This window comes from Bacillus subtilis subsp. subtilis str. 168 (assembly GCF_000009045.1).
Taxonomy (GTDB): Bacteria; Bacillota; Bacilli; order Bacillales; family Bacillaceae; genus Bacillus; species Bacillus subtilis.
This window is the reverse complement of the sequence record NC_000964.3, coordinates 737,371-750,887: the sequence shown is the minus strand read 5'-3', so window position 1 is coordinate 750,887 and position 13,517 is coordinate 737,371. Positions and strand designations below refer to the sequence as shown.

Here is a 13,517-nt window from a genome sequence, read left to right as displayed (position 1 = left end):
AGAAATTGTTTTTTCATCCTGTCAATTTGTTTTTTTCATAAAAAAGAACCCTTTATGCAAGGGTCTTTGTCATTCTATTTCATATAGTATTCACTTATTGTCAACCACAACAAAATCCTGAACCTTCACCTGTTCCTCAGGCAAATCAAACTGATAAAGCATCTCCTTAGAATGGATATCAAACACACCCACGTATCCGCCGATGCCCTTTTTATGCTCTTCCTGGGCAACTATATACAATAGATTCCCCTTAAACTTCGCCTCCATATAAGGGAATTTCAAGCTGTATGTGTGAATAGAAAAATCCTCCCCATATTCCAGCAAGTTCGCTCCACCCTCTTTGTCCTCGTACGCCACGTAAAAACTGCCGCTTTCTTTGTCATAGTACACAGTATCTGCATATTCAAGATCTTCAGGATACGCAATATATGTCGTCTTCCATGTCCCTTTTTCAATCACAGTCAATTTATGATCCGAGCTCGCGACGATAAATTCCTCCGAGTCTGCGAATTGATCAGCGTATGAGGCTAAGCTCAGGGTCTCAATCATTTCCTCTGTTTTTCTGTCAATCACGTAAATAGACATGCTTTGAATGATATAAATAAAGTTCTCATCACTGGCCCCCATTGTGACAAGCGGAGGCAAGGTAAGGGTATATTCCTTTTTCGTTTTTCTGTCGTTTATGTGGATCTCATTTCCCGTCGTATCAACATTATAGGCCTCAATAGTGACATCCTTCCCCTCATACCAAAACGCAAATGGATCTGACAGCGGATGCTCTTTGATCACATCCTTCTCCAGCGTGTAGTAAAAAGGCTCGTGTTCCGCCAATAATACAAGGTCTGTTGATGCATAAGATTTCGTTTGAATATAAGGCACATCCGCCACCTTAAACGTACGCCTGTTAAACCGTTCGCCTGTAGAGGTTGAAAGCAGCACGCTTTCTTTTATGAAAGGATTGGAGTAAATAAAAAAGATGCGGTCTTCTTCGGGGTGAATGGCGGAAGATTGGACAGGAATACTATCTTTATTGCGTAACTGAACATACAGAACAAACAGGATGACACATACCATTAAAACTAATAAACCAAATGTAATCCGTTTTTTCGTCATCAACATGCTCCTTAAAAAACAATATAGAATACAAACTTCCAAAAAATGTGTAGCAATCAATATCATTTCGACCATGTTTCCTCCAATCCCTCCACGAATAAAGACACATGCCAAATGACTCATTTTTCCACCAAAACACGTTCTCACCCCCACCTTATCCCGACCCGTGGTAAAATTTTGATATTGAGCGAACAAAAGAAGGGAAATGGTCATGAAAGTATTTGAAGCGAAAACACTGCTTTCGGAAGCGACAGACCGTGCAAAAGAGTACAAAGAACTAAGAACGCAAATGGTCAACTTGAGAAAAGCGTTAAAAGGAGTCGCTGATCTCAGTGACAGTGAATTCTCAGGAAAAGGCGCCAGCAACATCAAGGCATTCTATCACGACCACGTCGGCGTCGCCGACCAGTGGATCGACTACATCGACATGAAAATCGCATTTTTCAACAGCATCGCCGGAGCCGCCGAAGACAAAGGCCTCTCAGACGCATACATCGAAGAATCCTTCCTGGAGCACGAACTGGCAAATGCCAATAAAAAATCTAAATCCATCATGTCCGAACAGAAAAAAGCGATGAAAGACATCCTAAACGATATCGACGACATCCTCCCGCTCGACCTGTTTTCAACAGAAACCTTCAAAGACGAGCTGGCCGATGCCAACGACAAACGCAAAAAAACACTGGAAAAATTGGACGCCTTGGACGAAGACCTGAAAACAGAATACGCCCTGTCTGAACCAAACGAACAATTCATCAAATCCGACTTCCAAAAGCTCCAAGAAGCAACGGGTAAAGGCAAAAACGCCACACCCATCCACTACAACGCCAAGGCGTACCGTGAGAGTGACATACATAAGAAAAAAGGCGACATTGAAAAGCGGACTGAGGCTTACTTGAAGATTAAGAAAGAGGAAGCGAAGGAACGCGAGATTGAGAAACTGAAAGAAAGACTGAAAAACTACGATTATGCAGATGCCGATGAATTCTACGAAATGGCAAAAACGATCGGCTATGAAAATCTGACAGCTGAACAACAGAGATACTTCACCCAAATTGAAAACACGCGTGAGCTTGAAGCAGGCTTCAAAGGGGTTGCCGTCGGCCTTTATGATTCCGGGAAAGACGCGGTCGTAGGCCTGTGGGATATGGTCACAGATCCGGGAGGAACCGTTGAAGCGATTACCGGAGCGATGGCTCACCCGATCAAAACGTATGAAGCCATTTCAGCGGCAATCGAAGAATCGTATCAAAAAGACATGGTGAATGGTGACACCTACTCAAGAGCAAGATGGGTGTCATATGCGGTTGGCACTGTTGTCACATCAATTGTCGGCACAAAAGGCGTAGGAGCCGTCTCAAAAACTGGCACAGCCGCCAAAGTGACGACCAAAGTCAAAACAGCAGCAAGCAAATCAGCAACAGCCCAAAAAGCCATAACAGTCTCAAAACAAACCGTTGATCACATCAAACAAAAAGTAAACACAGGCATTGAAGTATCAAAAAAACACGTCAAAACCAAGTTAAATCAAATCGGAGATCTCACACTTGCGGATATTCTCCCGTATCATCCCCGTCATGATTTAGTGCCGGCAGGCGTTCCTTACAACGCAGTCAACGGGGTCACGCTTAAAGAAGGACTGCAAAAATTCGCCAAGGTCATCCTGCCGAAACCATACGGAACGTCATCAAGCGGAAGACGAACTCCAGCGCCACATGTACCGCCGGTAACCGTCAAATACGGCGAGCATTTCGCAAGATGGAGCAGAAAGAAAGTGCTGAAGCCTAATATCATCTACAAAACAAAAGAAGGCTACACGTACACGACTGACAACTATGGTAGAATTACAAGTGTCAAAGCAGACTTGCAGCTGGGAGAAGCGAAACGAAACCAATATGCACAAACGAATGCTGGAAAGCCCCAGGACCGAAAGCCTGACGATGACGGCGGCCATTTAATCGCCACCCAATTCAAAGGCTCAGGCCAGTTTGACAATATCGTGCCGATGAATTCTCAGATTAATAGGAGCGGTGGGAAATGGTATGAGATGGAGCAGGAGTGGGCAAAAGCCCTAAGCAAAAAACCACCTAAAAAAGTAGCAGTTCAAATAGAACCAGTCTATTCTGGGGATTCACTTAGACCATCATATTTCGATGTAACCTACAAAATTGGGAGCAGAAAAGAAATAAGCGTCTCTATTAAAAATCAGCCTGGGGGTTAGAAGAATGGAAACTAGGAAGATGCAAGATTTGTATCAACTTATTGGAGAAAAACTCAATGACATCATACCTGGTGAATGGACAAAGATATATCTTTATGCAGAAGTATTAGATGATTCCACAATGGTTCTTTTTCATTTCAGAACACCAGAAAATAATCAAATTATTTATTCACAAGATATACCTAGCCATTACAACGTAAGCAAGGATATTTTCAAGACGTTGTTAAGAGAACTAAGAGAACTTTTTGAAGAATTAAGAACTGAACACAGAAATAATAACGATGATGTTTGGACTAACCTTACACTAACATTGGATCGTAGCGGAGAATTCCAATTAGATTATAATTATGATGATATTTTAGCCTCAGAATTAGATGGATATGAAAGAATCGCAATATGGGAATATAAAAACCTTGGTATTTTGCCTGAAGATGAGGATGATAAAGAATTTGTAATTAGTTACCTCGGTCTATAATTAAAAAATGGCTCAGCCCTACTCTGCTGAGCTATTTTTTATAAACCAATCTAAAATAAAGATATTTTAGAGGTTTTCCATATGAATATATTGTTATAAATACAATTAATAAACTCTATAATGAGACTAACTTTTCTCAAGACAATTATCTATCATTATGCAAACAACCTATAACATTATCAGAAGAAATAAAGTCATTTGTAAAATCAATGGAGATACAATCTATTGGAGGGCAAACAATGGATAAACTGACAAAAGAAGAGTTGATCTTTCTTGTAAAGGAATTAATGAACCCAACATTAGATGATGAGAAAGTCAGTGAATATCTCGATTTATTAGAGAAAAATGTTCCTTATCCGGCACCAAGTGATTTAATTTTCTGGAGCAATGAAGATTACACAGCGGAACAAGTTGTAAAAATTGCTCTAAATTATAAAGATGAGTAGTCTATCAAACCATTAAACAGATATAGCAACTCTCAAATAGAATAGAGATTTAAAAGGAGCATCACCTTGACAGTAAGAAAAGAATTAATAAAACAAATAAATTTAACAATCACTGTAATAAAAACAATAAATCAAAAGAATCCAACTCCAATGGTGAAAAACATATTAAAAAGATATGAAGAGGCAAAAGAATTTATCCTTCAATCATCGGATGGAAAATTCGAAGAAGACCTCTCTAAAGTTAGAAATAAACTAGACACTCTGACGAGAGCATATCTAGAATCAGCTAACGACTACATGAATCCGATGCTCAAAGAAATGCATAAGACAGAAAAACTGCTAAAAGAGTATGACGAAACTACTCAGTCGTAATAACCGCAATCCTAACTTCACGAATTGAGTTTCCGCTAACCTTCACACAACCAAATATAACGCAAAACACCCAAACTCCCTTTTGCGGACAGCACCGAAAATTTTTTTTGCGGTCGCTCAACCCCTTCCTATTAATACTCGCAACACATAATTCTACAATTGTGACAAACTCCAAAGCGGAACAAGTTATTGTTATGGCATCAAATTTTTTCATAGTCTACTATAAAATTATTATTAATACTAAAATCCTAATATACTAATTTAGTCATAAAGATGAACCATCATCACAATCTCATCTATTACAGCTTGTAAATCTTCAAGTGTGACAACGAACCACTCTTTAGGAACTAACATCTTTCCATTTGCCCCCAAAATAGAAACATCCAAATTATTATTTGCTAGCGCATGATGGATTGCCGTCTCAAATTTGCTAGCATTCATATTGAACACTTGATATGTGGTTACAATTTCTACTGGAGCATAAAGATAAGTTGATTGATTTTCTGCATTCCTGATTCTATTTTCTACTGAACCAGTTGTAAAACCGATCTTATATAAATTCTTAATGGAACTAATTTGCGGATCTGTACTCAAAGATTTTAGTACGTAAATAAAGCCAGTCGAAACATCATCTTCTCTAACATTATCCAACAATGTATCTTCATTGTCGGTCACACGTCTACCATGTTTATATAACTCCGCTGATAAGGAACGTAGTAACATATCTGATTCCGTTCCATTTTCAAATATACATCGAAGTCTAGCATTGGTTTTTCCCTTTGCTTTTTTACGTTCTCCCACATCTTCAACATAAAGAAGAACTCCTTTTAATATATAAAAACTATTTGACTGTATGTCTTGTTCATTTTTGAAAGTTAAAATTTTTCGTTTACCCTCTGTAATTTCCTTGTGGCACTTCTTGAATAGCTCTTCAAACTTTCCAAAATCTTTTATTTTTTTACGCTTTGCAACGTATTCAGGCATTGTCGTAACCTTTTGAAGTGAACTTGTATCAAAAATTGACCTAGTTATATCATTATTTAAATTATCACCTAATAATGCAGATAAGCCACTTTTTAGAATATCATCAATTGAAGAAATTTTAGGAATTGTTAGTTCCTTCGATCTTACTTCAAGTAATCCAATTTCATCATACTCTTTCAAATATTCCATACGATCAGGATCTTTCCGAATCCCAATTAATCGACTTGCTAAACTTCTTTCAGTTAAATCAGTAGGGACTTTTTGGGGTTCTCGCCCATTTTCTTTGACGAATTCAATAATCTCCAAAAACTTTTCAACTTCAGGATCATACTGGGCTTTTTGTGTTTTCTTAGGTGGTGTTGTGATTTGGTAAAACAGCTGACTTTCCATGATTTCATTAATAGAATGGTATCTATTACTTGCCATTTTCACGTTTCCTCCTAAGCTCTTGCATGTATAATACAGCTTCACCCATACGCCTTTCAAGTGGGTCTTCAGATTTTGAATCAGGTCTTCTACCAGTTGAACGATAAAATTCCTAAACCTTTGGCCATATGAATACTAGTTCATCTTCATCAAAATTAATACGTTTTGCATCAATAGTTTCCTGAATCAGTTTTAGCACTGGTGAGTTCAATTCTTTCGATAGAACCTCAAATGCTTTTTGGAACGGATTGATGGAATCAATCAGATTGATATCTAAATCCTCAATGTTTATAAACTTATCTGCCATTCTTATAAATTCTTTACTTCCTACAACTTCAGACTTAGCACCTTTCATAACTGTATCTAGAACAACGTGCTGTCTAACTTCCTCAATTTCCTCATCTGATAAATTTGGATATACTTTTTGAATAACTTTCGGAATCAACACTTTGTTCAATACTTTGGGATCTACTTCTCCACTAAATGTTTTTTGGACTTGTGAATCTTGCATGATTTTTGCTTTTAAATCATTAATATCATTTTCAATAATCTTTTTGACATTTTCTGTTGATGGTTCTTTCAATCCCTTAACGAATAATTCTCCTGTAGTAGAAGATTTTTCACTTTCATTTCTTCTACGTTTAAATTTAAAGTCAGGTGTAAGGACCTGCTCCATCAAAAGTGAGGCAGAAATAGCTTTAAGCATTGTATTCACTGTATAAGTCACTACTTCATCCTTTGCATCAGGCATTGCGATTAGGTTGGTAAATTGAGCATAGGTTTTATTGTAACTATCACGTGTACAGCGCCCAATTATTTGTACTATTTCTGTAAGTGAGCCACGATAACCAACTGTCAAAGTATGTTCACAAAACGGCCAGTCAAAGCCCTCTTTCGCCATACCAAGAGCAATAATTATATCTAAATCGTCTAGGGCTTCAATATTACGCAAATACGCAACGACATTTTCTCTTCCAACTTGGTCATCTACTAAATCTGCAATTTTCAATGTTTTACCGTCAGAATGTCGCTTAACATAAATAATTCCAGTATCATCATCTTGATATTCAACTTCACCAATCATATCAAGTATCTTACCAACTTCATCGTACTTATCCTTTGTCGATTCCCCTGAGTTTACATTTGGAATATGAACGATTGTTTTCTTATTTGTATCCAATACTTCATTAATAGCTGATGTGTACTGGCCTTGATAGAAGTGATATCCTATACCAAATCCCTTTAGATATTCATATCCATCAAGTTGTTCATAATAGGAATAAGTTACCTTGTCAAATAATTCCTCATCTTCTGGTAATAAAATTGGTACAGAATCTCCACGGAAATACGACCCAGTCATCGCTACAATATGTGCTGATGAATTATGAATAATACTTCTTAACAATTCACCTAATCGAGAATTGACATCTGCCGATACATGGTGAAATTCATCTATTGCAAGTAAACAATTATCAAATGCTTTATCATCAATTTTTTCAAACGCAAATCGCAAAGTAGAGTGCGTACATATTAACACCTGATCGTCCGATTCCATAAAACGAACAAAAGATTTAACCTTAGAGTTATCTCCGCCAACAGTTAAATTATTTCTAGGATCAACTTTCCAATTTTCAAAGAAACCATAACTTTTTAAATCCGTATTTTTAAATGAAGAACCTATAGAGCGTTCAGGTACAGCAACAATCACTTTCCTCAAACCTTGATTTATGAGCTTATCCAAACCGATAAACATTAAAGCTCTAGATTTCCCAGAAGCTGGCGGTGCTTTAACTAAGAGATATTGTGAGTTACGTTTTTCAAAAGCTCTTGCCTGCATTTCACGCATACCGTATTCATTTGTTTTCTTACTTTTACCAGTTTGGTTATAATTAATTTCAATTATATTTTCCATACACCTTACACCTACCGTTCTGTCATTTCTTGATACAATTTAAGCAATACTTCTAAGCGTTCTTCATCAGATTCAAATTGTTTTTGACGATACGCTCTTTCTACAATTCCATCCAACTTTTCATGTGCTACTTTTAATTCAATTGGCATTGTTGAAGGGTTATAAAGCTCTGCTAATGTACCACCCTGCTCTTCACGAAGATCAAGAATTTCAAGAATTGCTTCTTCAATTTCATTCTTCCTTCTTGTTGATAATTCAGGAATAGGGAAAGTGTTATAACATAAACCTGCAGAGTACCTATAGTCAGTTTTTAATCTTCCGGCTACAGCTTTTACCCAAGTCATATGCATCCGTGACATCAAAATGCCTAGAAGGTAAATTTCTGCATCGTAAATTACATAAATTAGATTTGACAAAATTGTATCTGCACCTGCTAATCCCATTGGAATATAAAATCTATTTTCAGAAGACACAGATGGAACAACAATGGAATAATTAGTTGTTTCATGAGTATCTCTAAACTTCCACGGAGTTAATGCAAGTTTATTCGTTCCTTTATCTGTTGATTTTTCCCTGTGATTTTTTGAAATTGAGATTCTTTCTTGTATTAGAGGATTAGACTTTATTTTTTCATATTTTGCTTCATTAAGCCATAAACAATACCGTAAACCACCATTAATAAACTCTACTGAACCTATAAACTTTTTAAAATAGGGAACTAATTCAGGATACTTATTGATTGCGTCTGTATATTCCGTAATGGTAAAGAGTAATCCTCCGCCATCATTAGGCATGTTCCCAAAATGCAGTTTGGGTAAGTCTGAAATTGGCTTCGTCCTAGAAGAAACAAGAATATTTTCACCATCAGTTAAATAGGGACTAATGTTAGAAACTAGCTTTTTCGTTTCATCAACAAATAAATACTTGTTTACTTTGGTATCTAACGGGCCAAAACCTACAATCACAACAATTACCGCAGCATTATTTTTAGCATTATTCGCCCATTTAAAAGATTTATAGGCAAAATTGATTTGAATTCCAAACTTGAATAACTCATTCCATAAGATAGAAACCTGTTCCCCTTGAGTAACTGAATTTGTTGATACAAAGGCAACTTTTGCATTTGTAGTTGAAGCGTATTTAGCACCAAAGTAAAACCAAGCAGAAATATAATCAAGCATTTTACCATTCTTGACTTTTCCAAAAATTGATAACATATCAGATTTATGTTCTTTGTTTTGTTTTTTTGAACCAAGATACGGTGGATTACCAAAAACATATACTTCTTCAGATCCTTGTGCGGGACAAACCTCAGTCCACTCAACCCTAATAGCATTTGCACAACGAATATCCCCTGCTGTATGAAGTGGTAACGTTGGGCGTACTGCATTATGAACTTCATTTTTTAATTCTTCATTCATTTGATGTTCAGCAATCCAAAGTGATAATTTTGCAACGTCATGTGCAAAATCTTCAATCTCTATTCCGTAAAATTGAGATAAAGTTACTGAAGGTACATAAAGATACTCTCCCAAGAGTTCTTGAAGTCGTTTTATAATATTGATTTCCATACGCCGTAATTCTTTGTAGGTAATAATCAAAAAGTTCCCTGAACCACATGCAGGATCAAAGAATTTAATTTTGCCGATTCGTGTTAGAAGATTTTCAAGTTTTGTATAATCATCGTATGCATCTAAAAAAGACTGATTAAGTTTATCTAGGAAAAGCGGTTTAATAACCTTCATTATATTGGGGACACTTGTGTAGTGCATACCTAAATAACTACGGCTTTCTTCAGAAGCAACAGCTTGAATCATTGAACCAAAGATATCAGGATTGATTTTAGCCCAGTTTAATAATTCACCGCACTCAATAATTAACTTTCTGGATTTGGCAGAAAATTCCAACTCTGTATGTGGTTCAGTAAACAACTGGCCATTTACATACGGAAACTCTTTTAAATAAGATGGAACATCGTCTCGTTCATTTTTATCTAACACGATAAATAAATCAGCAAATAATTTATTTAGATTTGAACCATCTTCTTCAGTCAAAGTCTTAATTAAATTCGTAAAACTATTTCGTTTGAAGATGTCAGTATCTTCTGCGAAAAAACAAAACAGTAAACGAATAAGAAATAAATCTAACCCTCTATTAGTCTCAATAATATTGTTTTCTTTACGAAGTACATCATATATCCGTGCAAAACGTTCGGCTGCTTTAATATCAGCGGGGTTTTCCTTTTCAAACTCTACTTTCTCAATACCTTTCCAAGCAAGGAAGAAATCGAAATACTGAGGAAGTTCTTCAAATTTAACATCAAGAGCCTCTAATGTTTTTGTATCTTTCGCTAATACTCCATCATAGTCAGTAACTAATAAATATCGTGGCTTAGCTGAAAGATATTCAACTTGTTGTTCTATATCAATAAGGGCGTCAAAGAGCTTTCCTTTCTTAGCCTCCTTAAACCACACCTTATTCTTTAAGTGTACTTCACCAACCCGTTTTGTAAGGTTTTGATTTCCTTTTTTCAAGCGCGTAATTGTAGCTCGTGGAACATCATATACACCGAGTAATTCATACAAGAAATCTGAATGATCTTCTCGATTCACTATTTCAGCAATTTTATCTTCTAAATCAATGAGCGCCATTTCGTTTCCCCCATTAAACTTTTGATTACTTTTATAAAAATTTCTCAAGATATTGAATAATTAATTCACAATATTTATCCATTTATAGCTTCAGCAGCTTTCTTCTTTTTAGCTCTTACAAGTGTAGAAACTGATATCCCAGTCATATCTTCAACTTGTTTATACGAATGATTTTCTAGTAATGTTAATGCATGATTGATTTGCTGCTTTGTGAACTTTTTGGGTCTTCCTTCTCGGAAATCCGGATTCTGCTTGGCCAACATTTTACCTTCTTGAGTTCGTTCTACAATCATATCTCTCTCAAATTCAGCAAACGCAGAGAAAATAGTAAATATTAGAATCTTTTCAGAATATATTGCTGGAAAAGGCTTTGATGCAATAGCAAGGGGATTGTATAACGAAGGGGTCACTAGTCCCTCGCAGCTTGCCCGCAAAAAGAACGCTACTGACAAATGGCACGGATCTTCAATAAGAAAAATTCTCGAAAATCCTCACTATACTGGGACACTACAACAATGTAGAGAATATAGACCGAGTGTTACCAGTAAAAGAAGAAGGTCAGTTAACCTAGAAAACCAAATAATTATTGAAAAAAGCCACGAACCAATCATACCTTTAGAAGACTTTCTTATTGTACAAGAGATTTTAATAACTAGAAAAAGAAGGAGACCTCAAGCTGAAGTACATCTCTTTACAAATACTGCGGTTTGCAAAGATTGCAGGAGGTCAATGCATTTTAAAAAGAATCGAAAAGGTTATGTTTGTGGAAGTTATAATAAACATGGTTTAAAAGCATGTAGTGATCATTACGTAAGTGAAATAGATTTAACTGATAAAGTAATAACCAACCTAAATAAGATATATTTGAAATTCAGTAAGGAAAATTATTTTAAAGAATTAAGTGAAAAAGCGTTAAAGTACAAAGAAAAAATCGAATCTAAGATAATCGAAATTAATGAAAAATTAAACGATAAAAAGAGAGATAAATCCAATTTAGTTATCTCTCTTGCTAATGGTGTTATATCTAAAGAAGATTACCAATTAGCCATAAATATCACCAATGAAGATATTTCAAATTTTGAAACTACCCTTCACCAACTATCTAAGGACCTAGAATTTCAAAAGATTGAAAAAGAAATAATTGATTTTAAAAAGAGCTTAGATAAATTCATGAAGGAAGGTACACTTACCCCCGAAATGCTTCATTTGTTAGTAGATGAAATAGAAGTACATGCAAATGGAACCATTGAAATCAATTATCGTTTTAGAGAACCAACAGTTCCATCAGCATAGATTTTTGACTATTTATTCTTTTAATTTTATCAACACACAGCACTCCACATGATTCGTATGCGGAAACATATCCACAGGCTGCACTTCGCGCGTCACGTACCCGCCATCCTCAAGCACCCGCAAATCTCTCGCAAGCGTGCCAGGATTACAGGACACATACACTACCCGCTTCGGCTTCATCTCCACAATTGTCCGCAGGAGGGCTTCGTCGCAGCCTTTTCTTGGCGGGTCGACGACCAGCGTATCAGCTGTAATGCCTTCTTCGTACCACTTTGGAATCACGGTTTCCGCTTCTCCAACAGCAAACTCTGCGTTTGTGTTGCCGTTTAATTCGGCGTTTCGCTTCGCGTCCTCAATTGCTTCCGGCACAATCTCTACACCGTACACTTTTTTCGCCTGCTTTGCCAGGAAGAGAGAAATCGTTCCGATGCCGCAGTAAGCGTCGATGACGGTTTCTTCCCCTTGAAGCTCAGCGTACTCAAGCGCTTTGTCGTAGAGCACTTTTGTTTGCTCTGGGTTGACCTGATAAAACGATCTGGCGGAGATGGCGAATTTGACGTCTCCGATGAGGTCGTAGATGTATTCTTCGCCCCAGATGACGTTTGTTTCGTTGCCAAAAATGACGTTTGTTTTGTTTGGGTTGATGTTTTGCACGATGGATTTGACGTGCGGGAATTGCGCTGTGATGTCTTCGATGATCTTCGCTTTGTGCGGGAAGTCGCTTGTTCTTGTGATGAAGACGATCATCATTTCGCCCGTAACAACGCCGTATCTGACCATGATGTGGCGGAGCCAGCCTTTGTGGCGTTCTTCGTTGTAGGCTTTGACACCGTAGTTTGCGCAAATGTCTTTGACAGCTTGAACGGCTTCGTCGTTTTTGGATTGCTGGATCAGGCAGGCGCTCATGTCGATGATGTCATGGCTTCTTTGCTGATAGAATCCCGCGACGAGTCCGCCTTCCCGTTCTCCTACCGGCACCTGTGCTTTGTTTCTGTAGTTCCACGGGTCTTCCATGCCGAGTGTCGGGTGCACGGTGACTTTTGAAAGGTCCAGCTTGCCGATGCGTTCTAAGACGTCTTTGACTTGTTTCTGTTTAAACAGGAGCTGGCCTTCGTAGGTCATGTGCTGAAGCTGGCAGCCTCCGCATTGTTTGTAAATCGGGCATGGGGCGTCCGTTCTATGCGGGCTTTCTTCCTTCAGCTCAATCAGGCGGCCGAAGGCGAACCCTTTTTTGACGCGTGTCACTTTGATTTGGGCTTTTTCCTCGGGTAGGGCATTCGGCACAAAGATCGGGAAGCCTTGGACCTTTGCGACGCCCGCTCCTTCATGTGTCAAATCCTCAAATGTCACATCGTAGTATTCATTTTTTTCTACTGGGGGTTTCATTTTCATCTATAATCACCTCTAGTTTTAAGCGAAAGAAAAACTTGGCCTATTCAAGCCAAGTTTCAGCGTGTAGGCAAACCTTCGCATTCGTTGTCAGGCCTGTGCTTCGGTGCTCACGAATTCAACATTCGCTGTGCTCCGATGCTCGCCCTTCCTAGACTTCAAAGGTTTTCAATCACGCTGAAAAGATGACAAAATCCTAAAACGAAAACTGTTTTAGGATTTTGTCAACATTCTG

General features: G+C 37.6%; 11 protein-coding genes. 5 read left to right on the top strand and 6 right to left on the bottom strand.

All coding sequences use genetic code 11. From position 1 onward, the window contains the following. Nucleotides 1–90: 90 nt before the first annotated feature. Nucleotides 91–1,113 (bottom strand): putative phage receptor protein, encoded by a 1,023-nt coding sequence (gene yeeG / locus BSU_06820; RefSeq protein ID NP_388564.2) that lies wholly within the window; start codon nucleotides 1,111–1,113, stop codon nucleotides 91–93. A gap of 211 nt (nucleotides 1,114–1,324) precedes the next feature. On the opposite strand from yeeG, the gene yeeF reads away from it, so the two are divergent. The 4 genes from yeeF to yeeD all read left to right on the top strand — a co-directional run bounded on the left by yeeF (nucleotide 1,325) and on the right by yeeD (nucleotide 4,627). Continuing rightward, nucleotides 1,325–3,334, top strand: coding sequence for a putative nucleic acid binding protein; HGT island (yeeF, locus tag BSU_06812; RefSeq protein NP_388563.2), 2,010 nt, complete (start codon nucleotides 1,325–1,327; stop codon nucleotides 3,332–3,334). Nucleotides 3,335–3,353: 19 nt separating this feature from the next. Continuing rightward, entirely contained in the window at nucleotides 3,354–3,809 is a 456-nt protein-coding gene (gene yezG / locus BSU_06811) for a conserved hypothetical protein; HGT island (protein YP_003097692.1), read from the top strand. Between the two features lie 239 nt (nucleotides 3,810–4,048). After that, a complete protein-coding gene (gene yezA, locus BSU_06800; protein NP_388562.1) occupies nucleotides 4,049–4,255 on the top strand; it encodes a hypothetical protein; HGT island in 207 nt (68 codons plus the stop codon). Nucleotides 4,256–4,321: 66 nt separating this feature from the next. Further along, nucleotides 4,322–4,627: a conserved hypothetical protein; HGT island gene (yeeD, locus tag BSU_06790; RefSeq protein NP_388561.1), complete on the top strand. Its 306-nt coding sequence runs from the start codon at nucleotides 4,322–4,324 to the stop codon at nucleotides 4,625–4,627. 261 nt (nucleotides 4,628–4,888) lie between these two features. Here yeeD and yeeC read toward each other — a convergent pair whose 3' ends face one another. From yeeC to yefC, 4 genes are all read right to left on the bottom strand, one after another. After that, nucleotides 4,889–6,037 carry a conserved hypothetical protein; HGT island gene (gene yeeC, locus BSU_06780; protein NP_388560.2) on the bottom strand — a complete coding sequence of 383 codons (1,149 nt, stop codon included), beginning with the start codon at nucleotides 6,035–6,037 and terminating at the stop codon, nucleotides 4,889–4,891. Between the two features lie 112 nt (nucleotides 6,038–6,149). After that, complete coding sequence (yeeB, locus tag BSU_06770; RefSeq protein NP_388559.2) at nucleotides 6,150–7,949, bottom strand: putative DNA helicase / endonuclease; HGT island; 1,800 nt, start codon at nucleotides 7,947–7,949, stop codon at nucleotides 6,150–6,152. An 11-nt stretch (nucleotides 7,950–7,960) separates the two neighbouring features. Then, entirely contained in the window at nucleotides 7,961–10,600 is a 2,640-nt protein-coding gene (gene yeeA / locus BSU_06760; protein NP_388558.1) for a putative restriction type II methylase; HGT island, read from the bottom strand. Between the two features lie 74 nt (nucleotides 10,601–10,674). After that, the gene (gene yefC, locus BSU_06750; protein NP_388557.2) at nucleotides 10,675–11,010 is read right to left on the bottom strand and encodes a putative resolvase; HGT island; all 336 of its coding nucleotides are present in this window, start codon (nucleotides 11,008–11,010) and stop codon (nucleotides 10,675–10,677) included. On the opposite strand from yefC, the gene yefB reads away from it, so the two are divergent. Beyond that, nucleotides 10,991–11,893: a putative site-specific recombinase / invertase; HGT island gene (gene yefB / locus BSU_06740; RefSeq protein NP_388556.1), complete on the top strand. Its 903-nt coding sequence runs from the start codon at nucleotides 10,991–10,993 to the stop codon at nucleotides 11,891–11,893. The two genes, yefC and yefB, sit on opposite strands and share 20 nt — an antisense overlap. Nucleotides 11,894–11,905: 12 nt before the next feature. Here yefB and rlmCD read toward each other — a convergent pair whose 3' ends face one another. Further along, nucleotides 11,906–13,285: a methyltransferase of m5U747 and m5U1939 in 23S RNA gene (gene rlmCD, locus BSU_06730; RefSeq protein ID NP_388555.1), complete on the bottom strand. Its 1,380-nt coding sequence runs from the start codon at nucleotides 13,283–13,285 to the stop codon at nucleotides 11,906–11,908. Nucleotides 13,286–13,517 lie beyond the last annotated feature (232 nt).

Coding starts and splice junctions, on each gene's coding strand:
- yeeG (NP_388564.2), bottom strand. CDS start 1,113: ATGACGAAAAAACGGATTACATTTGGTTTATTAGTTTTAATGGTATGT.
- yeeF (NP_388563.2), top strand. CDS start 1,325: ATGAAAGTATTTGAAGCGAAAACACTGCTTTCGGAAGCGACAGACCGT.
- yezG (YP_003097692.1), top strand. CDS start 3,354: ATGCAAGATTTGTATCAACTTATTGGAGAAAAACTCAATGACATCATA.
- yezA (NP_388562.1), top strand. CDS start 4,049: ATGGATAAACTGACAAAAGAAGAGTTGATCTTTCTTGTAAAGGAATTA.
- yeeC (NP_388560.2), bottom strand. CDS start 6,037: ATGGCAAGTAATAGATACCATTCTATTAATGAAATCATGGAAAGTCAG.
- yeeB (NP_388559.2), bottom strand. CDS start 7,949: ATGGAAAATATAATTGAAATTAATTATAACCAAACTGGTAAAAGTAAG.
- yeeA (NP_388558.1), bottom strand. CDS start 10,600: ATGGCGCTCATTGATTTAGAAGATAAAATTGCTGAAATAGTGAATCGA.
- rlmCD (NP_388555.1), bottom strand. CDS start 13,285: ATGAAAATGAAACCCCCAGTAGAAAAAAATGAATACTACGATGTGACA.